The 20051-nt window shown below is 45.4% G+C and carries 24 protein-coding genes; 2 read left to right on the forward strand and 22 right to left on the reverse strand.

What is annotated here, in order from left to right; translation table 11 throughout:
• Positions 1–4: 4 nt before the first annotated feature.
• The 5 genes from B1A98_RS04360 to B1A98_RS04380 all read right to left on the reverse strand — a co-directional run bounded on the left by B1A98_RS04360 (position 5) and on the right by B1A98_RS04380 (position 3679).
• On the reverse strand, positions 5–532 hold the full coding sequence (locus tag B1A98_RS04360) for a spore maturation protein (RefSeq protein WP_087903727.1): 528 nt from the start codon (positions 530–532) through the stop codon (positions 5–7).
• A complete protein-coding gene (locus B1A98_RS04365; protein ID WP_041097035.1) occupies positions 533–1126 on the reverse strand; it encodes a nucleoside recognition domain-containing protein in 594 nt (197 codons plus the stop codon).
• Between the two features lie 18 nt (positions 1127–1144).
• Positions 1145–2257 (reverse strand): D-alanyl-D-alanine carboxypeptidase family protein, encoded by a 1113-nt coding sequence (locus tag B1A98_RS04370; RefSeq protein WP_063385625.1) that lies wholly within the window; start codon positions 2255–2257, stop codon positions 1145–1147.
• 95 nt (positions 2258–2352) lie between these two features.
• Positions 2353–2943, reverse strand: coding sequence for an SMC-Scp complex subunit ScpB (gene scpB / locus B1A98_RS04375; RefSeq protein WP_041097039.1), 591 nt, complete (start codon positions 2941–2943; stop codon positions 2353–2355).
• Positions 2930–3679 (reverse strand): segregation/condensation protein A, encoded by a 750-nt coding sequence (locus B1A98_RS04380; RefSeq protein WP_063385624.1) that lies wholly within the window; start codon positions 3677–3679, stop codon positions 2930–2932. The genes scpB and B1A98_RS04380 overlap by 14 nt, the downstream gene beginning before the upstream one ends.
• A gap of 143 nt (positions 3680–3822) precedes the next feature.
• On the opposite strand from B1A98_RS04380, the gene B1A98_RS04385 reads away from it, so the two are divergent.
• Positions 3823–4362 (forward strand): DUF309 domain-containing protein, encoded by a 540-nt coding sequence (locus tag B1A98_RS04385; protein WP_063385623.1) that lies wholly within the window; start codon positions 3823–3825, stop codon positions 4360–4362.
• Positions 4363–4395: 33 nt separating this feature from the next.
• Here B1A98_RS04385 and B1A98_RS04390 read toward each other — a convergent pair whose 3' ends face one another.
• From B1A98_RS04390 to B1A98_RS04470, 17 genes are all read right to left on the reverse strand, one after another.
• A complete protein-coding gene (locus B1A98_RS04390) occupies positions 4396–4755 on the reverse strand; it encodes a GNAT family N-acetyltransferase (RefSeq protein ID WP_041097046.1) in 360 nt (119 codons plus the stop codon).
• Between the two features lie 216 nt (positions 4756–4971).
• Positions 4972–6291 (reverse strand): diaminopimelate decarboxylase, encoded by a 1320-nt coding sequence (lysA, locus tag B1A98_RS04395; RefSeq protein WP_063385622.1) that lies wholly within the window; start codon positions 6289–6291, stop codon positions 4972–4974.
• 161 nt (positions 6292–6452) lie between these two features.
• On the reverse strand, positions 6453–7919 hold the full coding sequence (locus tag B1A98_RS04400) for a spore germination protein (RefSeq protein WP_052475120.1): 1467 nt from the start codon (positions 7917–7919) through the stop codon (positions 6453–6455).
• A 24-nt stretch (positions 7920–7943) separates the two neighbouring features.
• Positions 7944–8378 carry a stage V sporulation protein AB gene (locus tag B1A98_RS04405; protein WP_041098178.1) on the reverse strand — a complete coding sequence of 145 codons (435 nt, stop codon included), beginning with the start codon at positions 8376–8378 and terminating at the stop codon, positions 7944–7946.
• A complete protein-coding gene (locus B1A98_RS04410; protein ID WP_305954907.1) occupies positions 8362–8988 on the reverse strand; it encodes a stage V sporulation protein AA in 627 nt (208 codons plus the stop codon). Before B1A98_RS04410 ends, B1A98_RS04405 begins: the two co-directional genes overlap by 17 nt.
• A gap of 114 nt (positions 8989–9102) precedes the next feature.
• Entirely contained in the window at positions 9103–9861 is a 759-nt protein-coding gene (gene sigF / locus B1A98_RS04415; RefSeq protein WP_041097052.1) for an RNA polymerase sporulation sigma factor SigF, read from the reverse strand.
• An 11-nt stretch (positions 9862–9872) separates the two neighbouring features.
• Entirely contained in the window at positions 9873–10313 is a 441-nt protein-coding gene (spoIIAB, locus tag B1A98_RS04420; protein ID WP_041097054.1) for an anti-sigma F factor, read from the reverse strand.
• The gene (gene spoIIAA / locus B1A98_RS04425) at positions 10303–10665 is read right to left on the reverse strand and encodes an anti-sigma F factor antagonist (RefSeq protein ID WP_041097056.1); all 363 of its coding nucleotides are present in this window, start codon (positions 10663–10665) and stop codon (positions 10303–10305) included. Before spoIIAA ends, spoIIAB begins: the two co-directional genes overlap by 11 nt.
• A 111-nt stretch (positions 10666–10776) precedes the next feature.
• The gene (locus B1A98_RS04430; RefSeq protein WP_063385856.1) at positions 10777–11952 is read right to left on the reverse strand and encodes a D-alanyl-D-alanine carboxypeptidase family protein; all 1176 of its coding nucleotides are present in this window, start codon (positions 11950–11952) and stop codon (positions 10777–10779) included.
• Positions 11953–12151: 199 nt separating this feature from the next.
• On the reverse strand, positions 12152–13456 hold the full coding sequence (locus B1A98_RS04435; RefSeq protein ID WP_063385620.1) for a pyrimidine-nucleoside phosphorylase: 1305 nt from the start codon (positions 13454–13456) through the stop codon (positions 12152–12154).
• Between the two features lie 11 nt (positions 13457–13467).
• Complete coding sequence (locus tag B1A98_RS04440) at positions 13468–14283, reverse strand: purine-nucleoside phosphorylase (RefSeq protein ID WP_063385619.1); 816 nt, start codon at positions 14281–14283, stop codon at positions 13468–13470.
• 13 nt (positions 14284–14296) lie between these two features.
• The gene (gene deoB, locus B1A98_RS04445) at positions 14297–15481 is read right to left on the reverse strand and encodes a phosphopentomutase (protein WP_063385618.1); all 1185 of its coding nucleotides are present in this window, start codon (positions 15479–15481) and stop codon (positions 14297–14299) included.
• A 235-nt stretch (positions 15482–15716) separates the two neighbouring features.
• Positions 15717–16610, reverse strand: coding sequence for a site-specific tyrosine recombinase XerD (gene xerD, locus B1A98_RS04450; protein ID WP_041097064.1), 894 nt, complete (start codon positions 16608–16610; stop codon positions 15717–15719).
• 5 nt (positions 16611–16615) lie between these two features.
• Complete coding sequence (locus B1A98_RS04455; protein WP_223661663.1) at positions 16616–16846, reverse strand: YqzK family protein; 231 nt, start codon at positions 16844–16846, stop codon at positions 16616–16618.
• Positions 16847–16962: 116 nt separating this feature from the next.
• A complete protein-coding gene (gene fur, locus B1A98_RS04460) occupies positions 16963–17454 on the reverse strand; it encodes a ferric iron uptake transcriptional regulator (protein WP_041097067.1) in 492 nt (163 codons plus the stop codon).
• 109 nt (positions 17455–17563) lie between these two features.
• The gene (gene spoIIM / locus B1A98_RS04465; RefSeq protein WP_041097069.1) at positions 17564–18199 is read right to left on the reverse strand and encodes a stage II sporulation protein M; all 636 of its coding nucleotides are present in this window, start codon (positions 18197–18199) and stop codon (positions 17564–17566) included.
• Positions 18200–18308: 109 nt separating this feature from the next.
• Positions 18309–18860 (reverse strand): NUDIX hydrolase, encoded by a 552-nt coding sequence (locus B1A98_RS04470; protein WP_041097071.1) that lies wholly within the window; start codon positions 18858–18860, stop codon positions 18309–18311.
• A 166-nt stretch (positions 18861–19026) separates the two neighbouring features.
• On the opposite strand from B1A98_RS04470, the gene B1A98_RS04475 reads away from it, so the two are divergent.
• On the forward strand, positions 19027–19947 hold the full coding sequence (locus B1A98_RS04475) for an aldo/keto reductase (RefSeq protein ID WP_063385617.1): 921 nt from the start codon (positions 19027–19029) through the stop codon (positions 19945–19947).
• The last annotated feature ends 104 nt before the right edge of the window (positions 19948–20051 follow it).

Consider the following 20051-nt stretch of genomic DNA (forward strand, 5'->3'; position numbering starts at 1 on the left):
GTCTTTAAAACATCCAAGAAACGATCACAAGTGCTGCAATAAATCCAGCCACATCTGCCCATAACCCGACCTTTAAGGCATCTCCCATTCTTTTGATGCCGACCGCTCCAAAATAAACGGTTAAAACATAAAAGGTCGTGTCCGTGCTGCCTTGCATAACCGATGCCAGACGGCCGATAAAAGAATCGGGCCCGTGAACAGCAATAAGATCACTGACCATTCCAAGGGCTGCATTTCCCGAAATTGGCCGGATGATCGCCAGCGGAAATACCTCCGGCGGCAAACCAATCCAGAGCAGCAGCGGGCGCACCCATTCTACTAAACTATCCAGCGCGCCTGAAGCCCGAAATATCCCGATGGCCACCATCATTCCAATTAAATAAGGAACAATAGACACAGCTATGTGAATGCCTTCTTTTCCCCCTTCTACAAAACTCTCATAGGTTGGCACCTTTTTAAATGTCCCGTATAGGAGAATAAAAGCGATCATTCCCGGAATTAGCCACATTGATATGAGAGAAAGCCACGCCAATTACTTCTCCTCCCTCTTTTTCCTTCTTCTATAAAAAAAGCGGTCAATGGCAATAGCAGCGACCGTTGAGCAAGCGGTCGCACAAATCGTCGGGGCGATAATTTCAGCTGGTGAAGCAGAATGATAGGAGAAGCGGATGGCGAGCACGGTCGTTGGAATAAGAGTAATACTTGAGGTATTAATAGCAAGAAACGTGATCATGGAGCGGCTTGCTTCTGCTTTTCCGCCATTGAGCCTCTTCAGCTCCTCCATCGCTTTAATGCCGAGCGGCGTAGCAGCATTTCCGAGACCGAAAAAATTAGCGGTCATATTGGAAAGGATATACCCCATTGCCGGATGGCCGGAGGGGACATCAGGAAAAAGCCTTCTAGCAAATGGTTCAAATAGCCGGGCCAGCTGTTTAAGCAAGCCAGCCTCTTCCGCTATTCTCATCAAGCCAAGCCAAAATACAAGGACGCTGACCAGCCCGATGCAAATCGTTACGGCTTCTCCCGCTGATTTAAATACAGCTTCGTTCACCTCGTCCATTTTTCCGTTCACGGCTGCGAAGATGAGACCGATGATTGTCAGTCCTACCCATATAAAGTTAACCATTCTTTATCCCGCCGTTCTTCAAGACAACCATTCCTTCCACTTTTGCCAAATTGATTGCTCTTTTTTCTGCTTCTCTCCTTTGTAGTACACGGGCAATGAATCCAGCTTCTTCTTCTTCAAGTAAATATCTGCCTCGCCAACCACATCCGGTACTTGTCCATCTTCCTCCCACTGCTTTTTCGGCTTCAGCATGCGATAGCGAACGGTTACCTGCTGCTCCTCTTTCTTCGTCAACGGATAGAGAACCTCACGCTTTACATAAAGATGCCCTTTGTAAAAGGGGTGATTGCCTGCCTGTACTTCGCCTTTTTCCAAAATAACTTTAGGATCGTACTTTGAAAATCCTTGGTCATAAAGATAAATATGATCGTTCCAATCGTCAGGGGCGTTCAGTGTGACCGCAATCAAGTCGAGGTCGCCTTTTGTTGCTGTTGTAACAAGTGTCCTTTTCGCTTTTTTTGTATAACCCGTTTTCCCCCCGGTGCAATACTTGTACTTCTCAGTCAGCAAACGGTTTTTGTTGTACCAGATCCGGTCCCAATCACCTTCCGGATCAGGAGAACGATAAACTTCAGTTCCAGAAATTTTCCGGTATGTGGCATTTTTCATCGCATACCTGGTTAAAAGAGCCATATCATAAGCGGTAGAACGATGCTTCTCGCTGTCATCAAGTCCGTGCGGATTTGCAAAGTACGTGTCTTTCATACCGATTTCTTTTGCTTTTTCATTCATTAAGTAAACGAACCCGTCCAGGCTTCCGCCGACGTGCTCAGCAATCGCCACTGCTGCATCATTTCCCGAGCGGAGCATTAAGCCATACACTAAATCCTCCAGCGGGATTTTCTCCCCTTTTTTTAAATAAATAGAGGAGCCCTCTGTGTGTACAGCCCGTTCACTCACCTTCACCTTTTCATCCAGCTTGTCCGATTCGATAGCTAGAATAGCCGTCATAATTTTTGTAATGCTGGCAATCCGCATAACAGCATGCGGTTTCTTCGCATAAAGGACCCGTCCGCTTTGCTGTTCTATTAATACAGCACTCGCTGCGCTTGGTCCGGCTGCTGCTGCGGAGGTGCCGGATGTTAGAATCAGCAGAAAAGCCAGGATAGCAATTGGCAGCTTTTTTCTCATTCACTCTTCTCTCCCTTGCTCATTTGTACAAATATATGCCAAATGAGCACATTTAGAATGAATAGACAAATAAAAAAAGCGGCGGCTGCCGCTTTTTAAGATTCGTTCGCAAATACTTGTTCAAACTGCTCAAAAAACAAATCAGCTTCTTCCGGATCTGAAGAAATTGATTCCTCAGAAAGTGGAGGAAGCTCTGCTAAATCTTTTAATCCAAAGCAATCAAGGAACTCTTTTGTCGTGCCATATAAAATCGGCCGGCCCGGTCCCTCACTTCGTCCGGTTTCTTTAACCAGTCCTTTGGCCGTCAGTGTATGGAGAGCGCTCTCTGTTTTCACGCCGCGAATTTCTTCAATTTCCGCTCGAGTGATCGGCTGTTTATAAGCGATAATAGCTAAAGTTTCCAGCGCGGCTTGAGAAAGTGTTTGCGGCTGGCTGCTTTCTACTAATTTTTTCAAGTAAGGGGCGTGCTCTCTCTTTGTAGCAAGCTGGTAAGTGCCCGCCAGTTCAATCAGGCCAATGCCCCGCTCTTCTTCTTTTTCATATTTTTCTTTTAGCTCTTCTATAATTCCCGCAGCCTCGAACTCTTCCACTTCCAGTACTTGTGCCAGCTGCTTTAACGTTAAGCCGCCATCTCCTGCCGCAAAGAGCAGGCTCTCTGTTATACCCAGCCAGTTAACGATTGCCATCTTCCGCCTCTCCTTTCGCCTGGATAAACAACTCTGCAAAGTTCCCCTGCTGTTCTACGATAATCTCATTTTGCTTCATTAACTCTAATACTGCCAAAAAACTCACCACTAACACTTCTCTATCTCCCTCATGAAACAGTTCATTAAATGTGAACAGCTTCCGGGCTTGCTTCAGCTTCAATAAAATGTCCTGCATTCGTTTTTCAATCGGAATTTCCTGCCGCGACACTTTTGCCACATACGGACGCTTTAATTTTTTGCGCCGGAGAAGCTTATGGAAGGCTCCAAGCATATCATATACTGTAACATTCAAGTCAGCAGGAGCTGTCTCTTCACTGCTGAAAGCCGTTAAGTCGCTTGGCGCTTTCGTAAAAAATTGTCCCCGTTCCAGCTCTTTGTCCTGTAGCTTTTTAGCGGCCTCTTTAAACTTTCTGTATTCAACCAGCTGTCCGACCAGTTCTTCACGAGGATCTTCTTCCCACACTTCCTCTGCTGATTCCTCCTCATGCACAGGCAGCAAGGTTTTGCTTTTAATCGCTAAAAGTGTGGCTGCCATCACCAAATACTCACTGGCAACATCCAGCTCCAGTTCCTTCATCGCGTGGATGAATAAAAGATATTGCTCGGTAATTTCCGTCATCGGGATGTCATATATATCTATCTCCAGCCGCTGAATTAAATGAAGCAGCAAATCAAGCGGCCCTTCAAACACTTCTGTTTTTACATTATATTGCATTTATCATCACCAGTTCTTTTCACTGTCTCCTTTTTTAGTATAGAGGAATACTGTTCGGTGTCCAGCCATTTTTTCAATTTGATTGAAAGGTCAGGGGCGTGGTAAAGTAGAGAAAGTACGCACATCAATTTGGGAGGATGTTCATGTATTCTTTTCCGTTGCCGTATTTAAGTTTTTTGGCTCACTTTCATGAAAGTCATGATTATTTTGAATGCCACGAGGTGCTTGAGGAATATTGGAAAGAAAAAACTGATCAATCCCGGGATTCTGTTTGGGTCGGGCTGATTCAAACAGCCGTTTCTTTATATCACCACCGGCGAGGCAATTTTGCCGGCGCTCAAAAAATGGCCGCTAAAGCGCTGAAAATCCTTCAAAGCCGAACAGGCGAATTAGCGGGGCTTGGAATTGACAGCGAAGCTTTCCTTCGCCAGCTTTCCTGCCGCCTGCAAGAAATAACTGAAGGAAAAGCCTTTGCCGAGATGGCTATCCCATTTTCGGACAAAGAAGTAGTTCTTCAATACCGCAGCTTCCATCAAAGCTGCACACCTTCTATCTTAGAAGAAGATGCAGCTTATTTGCGCAACAAACATCTGCTGAGGGACCGTTCGCCTATTCTCACCGCCCGCGAGCAGGCATTAAAGCAACGGCATGGCCAAACGGCAGACCCATCTGCGAACCTTTAGAAATGCTTTTTTACACAGAAGAAGACCCGGGTATCATTGTACCGGGTCTTCTTCTTGTTCACATTTGTAAAAGAAAGCAGATATAGACGAATTAGGTACGAGTCGCTTATCTGAATAAATGTCTTTCAATGCTCTTAACATCTTCTTGCCAATCCCTTCCTGTCTGAAAGAAGGATTAACACTAATATGCTGAATCTTCACTTCATCTGCTGTAATTCTGGCTCCTATCGCGCCAACGATATCTTCTTCTTTCCATAAATACAGCTGCCAATCCTCTGCTTCATCGTATAATTTCATCGTCTCTTGCAGCTTTTTAATATCTTTTTCTTCAGGCATGAACGACAGTAAACCCATAGCTATCTTTTCAAAAGCTTTCTTATAACGAATGAGCATCCTAAGTCCCTCTTCAGTTTAAATTACTATTTTTTCCTTATTTATGGTCATTTACCATCTTACTAAAACTCTTCCTATTAATCAACTTCCCCTTGGTTACTGTACAATAAAAAAGACATAGTACAGTCCCCAACCGATAGAGAATAATAGCAGTATAATAAAGAGCAAGATATTTTTCTTATCCAACATGTTTCACCTCTAATTGAAGGCGGCAAGCTACTGTTTTACTGTTACGTTTAAAGGCAAATCCAGCTTCACCAAATCATCGTAGCTTTCCCGTTTAATGACTAATTCCGCCTGGCTGTTCTCTACAAATACCACCGGCGGCCGCGGAATACGATTATAATTATTTGCCATCGAATATCCATAGGCTCCGGTACAAAATACAGCGAGCAAGTCATCGTGCGAGGCCTTAGGAAGCGGCAAATCCCAGATAAGCATATCACCGGATTCGCAGCATTTCCCTGCAATCGACACCGTTTCTTCCACTGGATCATTTGCCCGGTTAGCAAGCACCGCTTCATATTTTGCATCATAAAGGGCTGGACGGATATTATCATTCATCCCGCCATCTATAGCTAAATATTTCCTTACCTCAGGCACCGACTTTTCCGAGCCAATGCGATATAAAGTAATTCCGGCATCGCCAACGAGTGAACGGCCCGGCTCAATCCAGATTTCAGGCATAGCAAGACCAAGCTCTTCCGTTTTCTTTTGCACCTCTTTAATAATCTCTTCCACATACTTGGATGGCGCTAATGGCTCATCTTCTTCTGTATACCGAATGCCAAATCCCCCGCCAAGATTTAACACTTTGGATTCAAATTGACAAGAGTGTTTCCATTCGGACAATTTTTGAATAATTTTTTCAGCAGCGAGTTTAAAGCCTGTTGTTTCAAAAATTTGGGAGCCAATATGGCAATGGAGCCCAAGCACTTCCAGCCCTTTCATCTCCAATGCTTTGCTCAGCGCTTCTTCCGCTTGTCCGTTGTTTAAATCAAATCCAAACTTTGAGTCTTCCTGGCCAGTTAAAATGTAGTCATGCGTGTGAGCCTCAATACCCGGCGTTACACGAAGTAAAATATTTACCTTCTCGCCTTTTTCATTGCAAAGGGACTCCAGCAGTTCCAGTTCATAAAAGTTATCCACAACGATGCAGCCGATGCCATACTCAAGAGCCATACTCAATTCTTCCCGGCTCTTATTGTTCCCATGAAAATGAATGCGTTCAGCAGGAAATCCCGCTTTCATCGCGGTATAAAGCTCCCCGCCAGAAACCACATCAAGAGACAGGCCTTCTTGGTTCGCCAGCTGCATCATGCCGATCGCTGCAAATGCTTTACTTGCATAAGCAACCTGAGCAGTAACACCGAGCTGTTCGAATGTGTCTTTAAACCCCCGGGCTCTTTGCCGGATCAGTGCGACATCATAGATGTACAAGGGGGTTCCATAATGTTCAGCCAGGCTGACAACATCAATTCCTCCAACTTCTAAATGGCCTTCTTTATTTATGCAGGCCGTCCCATATGTATGCATGCCCTCACCTCGATTCTTGGAGTTTTGTCTGCCGGTCTTATTGCCTTATCGCCAATATACCTTAGAAGAAATAGACAGCTGCTCTCCGGCAGGCTGTCTATCAGCAAACAAACTTTAGATTAAAAGTAATATACCATACATTGCTCCTAGCCTCAACATCGTTATTTTTCTGACGGCTGCCGATAAGGATCTTCAGGATGAACAATGCTTGGCCGAAGCCTGGATCCAGGAATTGCCCGCCGGATAAACACTTGGGAAAATGCTTTTGGATCAAATGGAAGCAGCGGCCACAGGTAGGGGGTATTCAAGGCGCGCATGCGGGCCAGATAAATAATAATCAGCGTACTGCCGATCATAAAGCCCGGCACCTTAAACAGGGCAACGATAGCCAATAAAAACATCCGGAAGAGCTTATTGGCAATACTGACTTCATAACTTGGCGTAGCGAATGTGCCGATCCCGGCAATAGCGACATATAAAATGACCTCAGGCACGAATAAGCCAACATCAATCGCAATTTGTCCGATAAGCACAGCTGCGATTAACCCCATGGCTGTTGACAACGGGGTAGGGGTGTGAATGGCAGCGATTCTTAAAAACTCAATCCCGATATCCGCAATAAACAGCTGCAAAACAAGCGGAATATTGGTTTCTTTATTGGGTCCAATAAACTCCATTGCCTTTGGAAGCAGCTCCGGCTCCTTGGAAACGAGCAGCCAGAACGGCAGCAAAAACAAAGAAAGCATCACACCAATAAAGCGCACCCAGCGGACAAAGGTGCCCACAGCCGGAGATTGGCGATATTCTTCTGCATGCTGCATATGATGAAAGAAAGTAGCCGGCAAAATAATAACACTTGGAGATGTATCCACGAACAGCAGAACATGCCCCTCCAGCAAATGAACAGCGCCGATATCAGCTCTTTCTGTGTAGCGGACGATTGGATACGGGTTGTATCCTTGCTTGACGATAAATTCCTCGATCGTTTTATCAGTCATCGGGATTCCATCAATGTTAATGGAATCCAGCTCCTTCTTAACGATCTCAACAAGATGGGGATCTGCCACCCCTTCAATATAGCCGATCGCGATATCCGTTTTTGAACGTTTTCCGACTTTTGTTATTTCAAATCGAAGGCGGCCATCTCTGATCCTTCTTCTCGTCAGCGCCGTGTTAACAATAATATTCTCCACATAGCCGTCCCGCGAACCGCGAACGACTTTTTCTGTATCCGGCTCCTCTGGCTGGCGGCCCGGATAGCTTCGCACGTCTACGATCAACGCTTTATCGCTTCCTTCAATAACAACGGCCATCAGTCCCGACATCACTTGAACAATGACATCTTCGATTTTCTCCACAGGCTGGACAGATTCATGGGCAAGATGATTCTCAATCGTCTCGGCAGCATGCAAGCTTCGTTTCTCTTTTCCTTCAAGGCGTGTCAGCACGGTGAGTAGCTTAATAATCGCATCGGAATCCGCCAAGCCATTAATATAATAAATGTGAACCTGCTTCCCAAGTATTGTAAACTTTCGCACCCCGGTATCAAAGCTTTTCCCGAGGCCCATTTCCTCTTTCATAATCCTGTCCATCTTTTCCGGATCTTTTGGAACCCTTTGATCTATCATATACACTCCTCCTTGCTGTCTGAATCAAACCCTTTGCTGATAAACAAGATAAAGCCAATGAAACAGTGAGCCGGCCACTTTTCCGAGTGCGATGGCCATCATGAGCGCGATAATATGGGCATGAATGCCAATTCTTTTGGCCAAAATTGGGAAAACGTTCAATACTTCCGTTAAAGCAGCCGCCAGCAGGCCAATAAAAATTCCGCTCAATAACCCAACAGGGATAAGCACAAACGGCGGCAGCCCCAGAGTAAATGGGATAAAACTGACAAGTGTTCCCGCCAGTACCCCCGCAATCACCGCCCATTCATAGCTTCTGATTTTCTCCCATGTAGCCGTGATCTGCATCAAGCGAGGAATAATGCCTAAAACAGTAATAAAACCAACATAGCCAGCCCCTACCGCCAAGCCTCCGGCAAAGCCCGCACATGCAAGGAGGAGATCATGAAGAAGAGTCATCATTTTTCTTATTTTCTTTCCTTTCATGCAAAATCATGTACTGATCAAGATTTTGCTGGTAATTAAACATTTCTACCTCAAGCGGGCTTGGCTCTTCGTTCAGTCTCTTTTTGAACAAATGATTGAAAAACAGCACCATTCCTGTTCCCAATCCAATGGAATAAGGGATTTGAAAGATCAGCGGGTACTGTGTTTTTTTTCCAGTCACAATTTCATACAGTTGAATGTGTACCTCGCGCATACTGACATCTTCATGGAAATTCATAATTGTAAGGGCTGCACCAACAAATAATAGACACCAGACGAATGAAAAAATCAGCAAGGGCAGCTTCTTCTTTGGCGGCGGTGTTTCAACAATCGTCTGGGGCGGCCCGATAAACTGAATGTCAACACCCGGCCAATGCCGGTTTAGCTTTTCTACTACGGTCATGGCATCAATGATGACAACCTTTCCGTCTTTCTGCCTGATCTCATGAATGACTGCAGCTAATAAATCGGACAATATGTTTTCCGGCGCACTCACTTCGGCAATGTCCCTAAGCTGCACTGGCAGGTCCGCCCGGTGCCGGATGCGGTGGTGAAGCCGGATGTAAATCGGAACTTCCATCATTCTCCCACCCTGTTAAATAAATTGTTAGTAGTTAGTATGGGCGGAACAGGAAGAATCATGCACCGCTTTCCAGACGAAATAAAGCCAGTCAGGCAAAATACCTGACTGGCTTTATTATGGGGCGTTCATTCGCTCTTTCATCTGGGAAAGAATTTTCTTCTCCAGCCTGGACACTTGTACTTGCGATATCCCGAGCCGGACAGCTACTTCGGATTGGGTTTGATCTTTATAATAGCGCAAATACACAATCAGCCGTTCCCGTTCTTCCAGCTCCCTGATTGCCTCTTTTAGTATGACCTGATCAAAAGGGTGTTCACTGCTTTTATCAGCCATCTGATCAAGCAATGTAATCGGATCGCCGTCATTTTCATACACTGTTTCATGAATAGAAGATGGAGAACGGGCTGCTTCTTGGGCCATAATGGCTTCCTCTGGAGAAATATCAAGATAGCTTGCTATTTCCTGAATTGTTGGCGTCCGGCTATTCAGCTTCAGCAATTCCTCGCGCGCCCGGCGGATTTTATTGCTCATTTCCTTTAAAGACCGGCTAACCTTGACAGTTCCGTCGTCACGGATAAACCGCTGAATTTCACCGATGATCATCGGTACGGCGTACGTTGAAAATTTCACATCATAGCTTAAATTAAATTTGTCCACTGACTTCAATAAGCCGATGCAGCCAATTTGGAATAAATCATCCGGATCATACCCCCGGTTCATAAAGCGCTGGACAACAGACCAAACAAGTCTCATGTTGCGTTCAACGATCGTATCCCGCGCTTCCTGATTCCCTTCCTGGCTCTCTTTTATGAGCTGCTTCAGCTGGGCATCTGATAAAATTTCCGTCTTTTGTTTTTTCGTTTCGACATCCATGGCCGGACCCCTTAATTGCACATGGCTTTTTTATTTGCAAGCTGCTTTTTTAAACGGATCACTGTTCCTGTTCCTTTATGCGAAATTACTTCGATTTCATCCATGAAATTTTCCATAATGGTAAATCCCATGCCCGACCGTTCTAGTTCAGGCTTCGTTGTAAACAGCGGCTCCCTGGCTTCCTCGACATTCTCCATACCGATCCCTTCGTCACGGATTACAAGATCGACAATGCCATCCTCCAAAACGGCAGAAATATAAACGATTCCTGCGGGATTTCCTTCGTATCCATGAATGATGGCATTGGTGACTGCCTCTGAAACCACTGTCTTAATTTCTGTCAATTCATCCAGTGTCGGATCTAGCTGAGCAACGAAAGCAGCGACAGTGATCCTTGCGAATGATTCATTTTCGCTGAGCGCACTGAATTGGATAGTCATTTCATTTCTCATAACAAGCCGCCCCCAATCGCTCCAGCGCCGCTTGTTCCGACGCCTCCATGCGGACAATCTTAAAGAGGCCGGACATTTCAAACAGCCTGCGGACTGCCGGAGAAATCGAACATACAACCATTTCTCCATCCTTTTGCTTGATATGCTTATAGCGGCCTAAAATCACCCCAAGACCTGAGCTGTCCATAAATGTTAAATCGCCTATATTTAAAATAATGTGCCGCACACCTTCCCGTTCAATCGCTTCACTCGCCTGTTCGCGCAGTGATTCAGCTGTATGATGATCCAATTCACCCGCCAGCCGCAGGCAGAGCACTTGATCGATCACTTCAAGCTCCATTGTTAAACTCATTAGCATTCTCCCCCTTTTTTCTTGATAGAGAGCAATTCGACGATGCCGCCAGGCAATCCTTCCCTGTGACAAAACTAGAATGAATTCGCTAAAAGAGCCTTTCTTTCGCCATTAGCTGCCGTTTGTTTTTGAGAAAGAGTGAAATACTTTTTTGTAAAATTGCCACCAGCTCGCCCGTTTGACTGTTTCTTTTGCTATGAGCGGAGTTTTTGATACGACTTTTCCATCTTCTTTAATCGTCAGCTCCCCAAGCACCTCGCCTTTCTTAATCGGTGCCTGCAATTCTTTCTTTATCTCTACCTTTTTTGAAAATTTCCCCTTCTTCTCTCCTTTTTTCATTAGCACAGAAATTTTGTCAGCTGTTTCCAGGCGGACTGCCGCTTTGTCCCCTTTAGATACCGGGACAGAACTAATGGTCTTTCCTTTGCCGTATAAAGGAGTTACTTCATATTGATGAAAGCCATAATCAAGCATCTCGGTAATTTGAGCGTTTCTTTCCTTTGGTGTCGGCGCCCCAAATACGACAGCGATCACTCTCATATTTCCTTTTGAAGCGGTAGCAGTCAAACAATATTTGGCTTCATTTGTAAAACCTGTTTTTAATCCATCTACACCTGGATAAAATTTAATTAGCCGATTCGTGTTCACAAGCCAGAATTTTTTATCGCTATCCTCGCGCAGGAAAGCCTCATATTTACCGGTATATTTTGTAATATTCTCATGCTTCAGCAGCTCCTTTGCCATCATGGCCATGTCATATGCGGAACTGTAATGCCCTTTTTTCGGCAGACCTGTGGCATTTTTAAATTTTGTTTGTTTTAAACCGAGCTCTTTCGCTTTTTGATTCATTTTTTTTACGAACATTTCTTCACTGCCTGCCACCCGTTCAGCCATGGCAACAGAAGCATCGTTAGCAGAACCAATAGCGATGCCTTTCATCATTTCACGGACCGTCATTTCTTCGCCGGGCTCCAGAAAAATTTGTGAACCGCCCATTGATGCTGCGTATTCACTTGTACGGACTTTTTCATCCCATGTCAGTTTTTTATCTTCAATGGCTTCCATAATAAGAAGCATCGTCATAATCTTTGTCATTGAAGCCGGCGGGAGCGGTTTGTGGCTATTTTTATCAAACAAAACGGCACCTGTATCCCGTTCCAATAAAACGGCAGACTTAGATTGCTCAGCCAGTTTCACTTTTTCTTCTGCAGCATGAACGGCAAAAGAAGGTGAAATAGCAGAAAAAATGAATAAAATGGCAACTATTGATAGAAATATTCGCTTCATCATGTAATGACCTCCAGTGTAGTGGTAAAATTCCCATTTGATATACACCCATTTTTTCCACATTGGCTATTTTTATACAAAAAAAGAAGCATCCTCTAAAAAAGATGCTTCTTTCAGGCGATTATCATCCACTTGCTTTCCGATGCCGCTTCTCTTTCAATCACCGAACATAGCGATAGCGAGACAGGCAGCAAAAGGATCAGTCTGTGATCTCCTCATGAATCAAGCGAGGTGATTCTACTTTTTCCTCAGAAAGAATGATGCTTCTATACAGTTCTTCCTTAACGTGTTCAATTTCTTTGTCGTTGCTGTAGATAGTAACAAGTGACTCGCCGGCTTTTACACTTGCACCGATCTTTTTGTTCAGCATCATTCCTACAGCAAGGTCAATTTCCGACTCTTTCGTCGCCCGGCCAGCGCCAAGCCACATTGCTGCGGTACCGACATGATCGGCAATAATTTCAGCTACCCAGCCATCACTTTTTGCTGGCAGTTCGACTTGGTATTTCGCCTGCGGCAGCCGCTCCGGATGATCGACAACTGATCCGTCTCCCCCTTGCGCTTCAATAAAGAGCTTGAATTTCGCTAAAGCCTCTCCGTTATTGATTAGCTTAAGAAGCGTTTGGCGTGCTTCTTCGAGCGTATCGGCTTTTCCGGCAGCATAAACCATATGGCTTCCAAGGACCAGACAAAGCTCTGTTAAATCTTCAGGACCTTCGCCCTTGAGCGTATCAATCGCTTCCTTTACTTCAAGCGCATTACCGATAGCAAAGCCCAACGGCTGGCTCATGTCGGAAATAACAGCCATGGTTTTCCGGCCTACATTATTTCCAATATTAACCATCGCTCTAGCCAGTTCTCTTGAATCTTCCAATGTTTTCATAAAAGCGCCCGCTCCGGTCTTTACATCCAGAACGATCGCATCCGCTCCAGCAGCAATCTTTTTGCTCATAATGGAGCTGGCAATCAACGGGATGCTGTTTACTGTAGCCGTCACATCCCTGAGTGAATAAAGCTTTTTGTCGGCCGGAGTTAAATTGCCGCTTTGACCGATAATGGCAATCTTATTTTTATTGACGAGTTCAATAAACTGTTCGTTTGTAATTTCTACATGAAAGCCCTCAATGGCTTCCAGCTTGTCAATCGTGCCGCCTGTATGGCCCAGACCGCGGCCGCTCATTTTCGCAACCGGCACACCTGCAGCAGCTACAAGAGGACCAAGCACAAGCGTTGTCGTATCGCCTACTCCTCCAGTCGAATGCTTATCTACCTTTACGCCTTCAATCGCCCGCAGGTCGATTTGATCACCTGAAGCTACCATAGCCATCGTTAAGTCAGCACGCTCTTTTTCCGTCATGTTTTGAAAATAAACGGCCATCAGCCAGGCGCTTACTTGATAGTCAGGAATTGTGCCATTCGTATATCCTTCCACGATGAATTGAATCTCTTCCGTGGTTAACTGCTCTCCATCGCGCTTTTTCTGAATAAGATCGACCATTCTCATCCAATCACCCCTTACATTGATTTTACGATTTCTTTTACATAACGAAGAAAATCAGCCCGGACTCGTTCAGTCGTTTCCATCACTTCGTCGTGTGTGAGCGGCTGATCGAGAATACCGGCAGCCATGTTAGAGATGCAGGAGATGCCAAGCACTTCCATGCCGCCGTGGCGGGCAACAATGACTTCCGGCACCGTTGACATTCCAACAGCATCCCCGCCCATTATCCGAGCCATTCGGACCTCTGCCGGTGTTTCATATACAGGGCCTGTGTTGCCGACATACACGCCTTCTTGCACAGATAAATTAATTTTTTCAGCCGTCTCCTTTGCAAGCTTTCGCAGCTTCCTGCTGTAGGCTTCTGACATATCAGGAAAGCGGACACCCAGCTCGTTATCATTAGGACCAATGAGCGGATTGCCTCCCATATTATTAATGTGATCCTCAATAATCATCAAATCTCCCGGATGGAATGATTCATTAATCCCGCCCGCTGCATTTGTCACAATAATTGTTTCGACCCCTAGTGCCTTCATCACGCGCACAGGGAAAGTAACCTGCTCAAATGAATATCCCTCATAATAATGAAAGCGACCTTGCATGGCCACTACTTCTTTTCCGGAAAGCGTTCCGAAAACGAGCTGCCCGGCATGCCCTTCAACCGTTGAAACCGGAAAATCAGGGATGCGGTTGTAAGCAATTTTCATAGGGTTTTCAATTTCATCAGCAAGCACACCGAGACCTGAACCTAAAATCAGGCCAATTTTAGGCTGTTTATTGCTTTCTTTTTTCAAAAACTCGGAAGCTTGGTCTATTTTTTCTCTTATCATTTTTTCTCTCTCCTTATGACAACTCTTGCAAAAAGCTATTTCCATGAACTGGCTTATTTACCTTGAAGTTATCAGCAATAGTGGCACCTACATCAGCAAAGGTCTTGCGCACAGGCAATTCTCTTCCTTGCTTTGTTCGCTTTGAATACACTAACAGCGGCACATACTCTCTTGTATGGTCCGTTCCATGATGAACAGGATCATTGCCATGGTCAGCGGTGATAATCAATAAATCATCTTCAGTCATTTGGTCCAGCACCTCAGGGAGCCGCGCGTCAAATTCTTCGAGAGCCCGTCCGTATCCTTCCGGGTCCCGGCGATGGCCGAACATCGCGTCAAAATCAACCAGGTTAAGAAAGCTGAGACCTGTAAAGTCTTTAGCCAATACACGAACAAGCTGATCCATGCCATCCATATTGGATGTTGTCCGAATCGCTTCTGTAACGCCTTCTCCATCGAAAATATCAGAAATCTTGCCGATGGCAACCACCTCGTACCCGCCATCCTTCAATTCGTTCATGACTGTGCGTCCAAACGGCTTAAGCGCGTAATCATGGCGGTTGGATGTACGGGCAAACGCACCGGGCTGTCCAACGAACGGCCGGGCAATCACGCGGCCCACCATATATTTTTCATCTAACGTCAGCTCCCTGGCAATTTCACAAATGCGATAAAGTTCATCCAGTGGAATGACTTCCTCATGTGCCGCTATTTGCAGGACAGAATCAGCGGATGTATAGACAATCATCGCTCCGGTTTCCATATGCTCAGGACCAAGTTCATCTAAAATAGCCGTTCCGCTAGCCGGCTTGTTGCCAATTACCTTTCTTCCCGTTTTTTCTTCCAGCTCTTTTATTAACTCTTGCGGAAATCCTTCCGGGAATACCTGGAATGGAGTATCGATACGCAAGCCCATCATCTCCCAATGTCCTGTCATTGTATCTTTTCCGTTGGAGGCCTCCTGCATTTTTGTAAAATAAGCCAGCGGATTCTCAGCCTGTTTCAATCCGCGGATCTCCCGAATGTTAGCGAGTCCGAGCTTTTCCATATGGGGCAGAGTTAATCCATTCATTTTTTCGGCAATGTGCCCGATTGTATCCGCTCCCAAATCATTAAATTTCTCAGCATCGGGTGCCTCTCCAATCCCTACTGAATCCATGACAATCAAATGGATGCGTTTATATGTAGATGCTGTCACTTCGATTCCTCCTTCTTAAGATTGCTTTTACTGCCATGATACCCTATTCTGATTTGAATAATCCAATAGTTATCTGTCAGATGTCTGACAACTGGTTGCTTATTTTAGTTTATGAAATCACAGGTTTTTTGACAAGCAAAAAGAAACTGCTCTCCAGCGGATGATCTTCTTCCGATGGCGCATTCCCCTGAAGAAGCTGGCCGCTGATCGAGCAGCAGTTGCTGTTTTCTTGCCTTTACGCTCTCGGATGAAACTGGGAGTATACATCCTTCATTCTTGTTTTCGTCACATGAGTGTAAATTTGTGTGGTGGAGATATCGGCGTGTCCGAGCATTTCCTGAACAGCGCGTAAATCGGCTCCATTTTCAAGTAAGTGAGTAGCAAATGAATGCCTTAACGTGTGCGGGGTCAATTCTTTTTCAATGTTTGCCTTTTTAGAGAGCGCCTTTAATAGCTTCCAGAACCCCTGCCTGGACAAGCGTTTGCCATGGTGATTCAAAAATAGCGCCTCTTCTGCATGCTTAGCGGACTTTAACTGCGGGCGCCCGGCCTGCAGATAGGTTTCTAGCACCCGAATCGCCGTTTTTCCGATCGGGATAATCCGCTCCTTGTTTCCTTTTCCTGTACAGCGGACGAAGCCCATTGTTAAATGAACATCATCCAGATTCAAGGAAATCAATTCACTCACCCTCATGCCAGTCGCATATAAAAGCTCCAGCATGGCTTGATCACGCTTCCCGAAAGGAGTGGAAGTATCCGGAGCTGCAAGAAGCGCTTCCACTTCCGCCAAGTTCAAAACCTTCGGCAGCGTCTTTTCCATTTTAGGCGGCTCAATATGAACAGAAGGATCATGCTCAACCGCTTTGTCACGCAGCAAAAACTGGTGAAAAGAACGCACAGAAGCCACATGGCGGGCAATTGTTTTTGCTGATTTCCCTTCCGACTTTAGGTGACTGAGAAATTGAACAATATGCGCGCGCGTGACTTCATTTAATGAGGCGAGTTGTTCCACCTTGTCCAAAAACAGCAAATAATGCTTTAAATCACGTTCATAGGCGGCAACTGTATTTTTTGCCAGTCCTTTTTCAACAACCATATAATGTATAAAGTCTTGTAAGTGATCTCTCATTTTCACTACTCCCCATCTAAATAGAAAAGCAGCAGCCGCTCGAGCCAGCGATCAGCGCTTTCTTCCAATTGAGTTGCCACCTTCATGGCTTCCCCCTCCGGCTCTTTGTAACGGTGCTTTTTTTCATATTCATGCTGCACCCACAAAATGGCACTGTAAAACAGCACTGTACAGCCAGTGAACAAAATGAATACTTTCCCCGTCTGCCACAATGTCTTCGCCAAGTCCCGTTTCACCTAGATGCCCCCTCCGCTCATTCGCTTTTTATACACAAGCTTATGCGCACAGCGGAAGATTAGAACAAACAGGTTTTCAGTTAAAATAAAAAGCCTTCCGGCAGGCGAAAGGCTTTTTATTCAACATGCTGCTTTTCCAGCGATTCTTCTTTCGTTTCTTCTGTTCCGTTTTTCTCTTGACAGCGCCAGCAAATCCCATGGAACGTCAACCGATGGTCTTTGACCTGAAACTTCCAATCCCGTTCAACGACCTTCTCTACGTCTTCAAGCAAATCCTCCTGAATTTCATCCACAGCCCCGCACTCGATGCACACGAGATGATGATGAAAGTGGGCTGCTCCTTCCTGACGCAAATCGTAGCGGGAGACGCCATCTCCAAAATTTATTTTATCAACCACTTTTAATTCATTCAGCAATTCCAGCGTCCGGTAGACGGTCGCCAACCCGATTTCAGGTGCTTTTTCTTTAACGAGGAGGTAGACATCTTCTGCGCTGAGATGATCTTCTTCATGTTCAAGCAGCACCCGGACAGTGGCTTCTCGCTGGGGTGTCAATTTATAACTCGCAGAATGCAATTGTTTCTTTATGCGTTCGATCCGGCTTTCCATTTATTTAGCCCTCCCTCGCCGATGTAGTTTCATTATATCAAACTGGGAGGAAGTTGCAAAATAAAATCATTACAATATATTCCCTATATTAGTTATTACATAAGAACTATTATTTTATGACAAACGACATGAAAGCAGGAGATATGTAGGCTTCAATTCCTGCAGCCACAGCTGCCAGGACAGCTGCCAGCAGAAAGAAAAGAATATACCTTGAAAGGAAAGCGGCCATATGAAAATTACCCGCTTGTCTCATAAAAATCTTCTTGATAAGCTGCAATGAAAAAGCGATGGACGTAGAGGCGATAAAAATAAAGGCAGGGATGATAATCAAATTTTGCGGCAGGATGGTCGCCATCGCCAAAAAGAAGCCTTTCCAGTCCATTTGCTGTACGAGGAAACCCACGGAAAAACCGACGACAATCCCTTTCATAAATAAGAAAACAAAAATAAGCGGCAAGCCGATGATTGAAATACCGAACAGCCACATGCAGCCTAAGTATTTCAAATTATGCATCAAGCTCTGACGGAACAAGTCCTCAGAGTCAGCCATTTGTCCGGTCGATACTTGTCCAAAAAATTGCTCTAAGTAATACGCCAAATCCTCTTTTTGTGCGAGAGACAGGCTGTTTACAACAATCGCTCCAAATACGACTCCCATAAAGAACAAGACGCTGACAAATAAATAAATTGAGGCGTGGGCCTGGATATGGCGGCCAATTTTAATCGACGATAACTTTTTCTGCATATAAGCTCCCCCTTTTATCGTTAATCCAATTTATGTATGAAAAAGGGGGAATATGCTTATACCCGGAATTCATTAACTTGAAATTTCACCTGCCCGCCGGCTTCCGCCTTTATTCTGTCAAGGCCTTTTGCAGTTGTAAATATTGAATGGCGTAAGCTGTTTTTGCATCCCAAATCCGCTGTTCTTCCATCAGCTGTTCAGCTTCCTCCAGCGTTACTTCCATTAATTCTACAAACTCGTCTTCATCCGGCTGCAGCCTCTCTTCCTTTTGGGAAAGCCCTTCGGCCACATATAAATACACGAGTTCATCAGCGAATCCCGGTGACGTATAAAAAGACTGAAGCAGCTTCAAGCTTTGGCAGACATATCCCGTCTCTTCTTCCAGCTCGCGGCGGGCTGTTTCCTCAGGTCCTTCTCCCTTCTCCAGCTTCCCTGCCGGAATTTCTACAATCGCACGCTCCAAAGCTTTTCGGTACTGTTCTACAAGGACAATTTTCCCTTCATTCGTCAAGGCCAGTATCGCTACAGCACCAGGATGCTTCACAATCTCTCTTTTTGCCTGCTTTCCATCCGGCAGTTCCACATCATCGACTTGCAGGCGGATCACTTTTCCTTCAAAGATGGCTGTTGTCTCCAGCGTCTTTTCTTCAAACTTCTTCACCCGTACCACTCCTCTATCTATTGTCTTTGTATATACCTAGGTTTCTTCACATTTCAGCCGTTCTCTTTCCCAGTTTACCATACGTCCTTTCCGGCATGAACCGAACAGATCATTTGGCGAACAATAGCGCTTCCGCTATCATAACAAAAGAAAGGAGAGGAGCGAAATGAAAAAAAACCTGCTGGGAAAATCAGACTTGCTTGCAAGCGAATTGGCATTAGGCTGTATGTCACTCGGAAAAGAGGAAAGAGAAGCACGCAACATTATAGAAACAGCCCTTGAAGAAGGTGTGAATTATTTCGACACGGCTGATTTGTATGATTACGGATTGAATGAAGCCGTAGTCGGCGCTGCCTTAAAGCCGATACGGGAACAAGTAATCCTTGCCACAAAGGTTGGAAACCGCTGGCAGGAAGGAAAAGAAGGCTGGACGTGGGACCCGTCGAAAACATACATAAAAGAAGCGGTTAAAAACAGCCTCAAGCGGCTGCAAACAGATTATATTGATCTTTATCAGCTGCACGGCGGCACATTAGATGATCCCATCGAAGAAACGATCGAGGCATTTGAAGAGCTGAAAAAAGAAGGACTGATCCGCGCTTATGGCCTCTCTTCCATCCGCCCGAATGTCATTCGCGAGTTTGCTGCCCGCTCTTCCATCGACACAGTGATGATGCAATACAGCCCGCTGGACCGCCGTCCTGAAGAAGAGGCTTTGCCGCTTCTCGAGCAGCAGCGTATTAGCGCGGTTGCCCGCGGACCGCTCGCTAAAGGCCTGCTCAGTGCAAGCTGGCGGGAAAAGCTTGGTAAATTTCAGGAGAAAGGTTTTCTTGATTATTCCCATGCTGCACTCACAGAACTGCTAAGTGAAATTGAAAATAAATTATCCAATCAGCGCTCGCTCAATGCCCTCGCCCTTCGCTACACCTTGCATCATCCGGCTGTAGCTGCCGTTGTAGCCGGCGCAAGCTCTGTCAGTCAGTTGAAGGAAAACATCCGCGCGGTCAAAGAAACGGACCTGTCGAAAGAAGAGATTCATCTGATCAGGCAGTTGACAAAGCCGAACCGATACGCACAGCACCGATAAATAAACAGGGCGTGCTATCAGCAAAAACAAGTTCATTTAGCCGCCGTTCAGCGCGGAAATGCAAGGCAGACAGAAGAAAGACTAGCTCCACTTATAAACAACCA

The sequence above is a fragment of the Pseudobacillus badius genome, assembly GCF_002189605.1.
Lineage (GTDB): Bacteria > Bacillota > Bacilli > Bacillales > Domibacillaceae > Pseudobacillus > Pseudobacillus badius.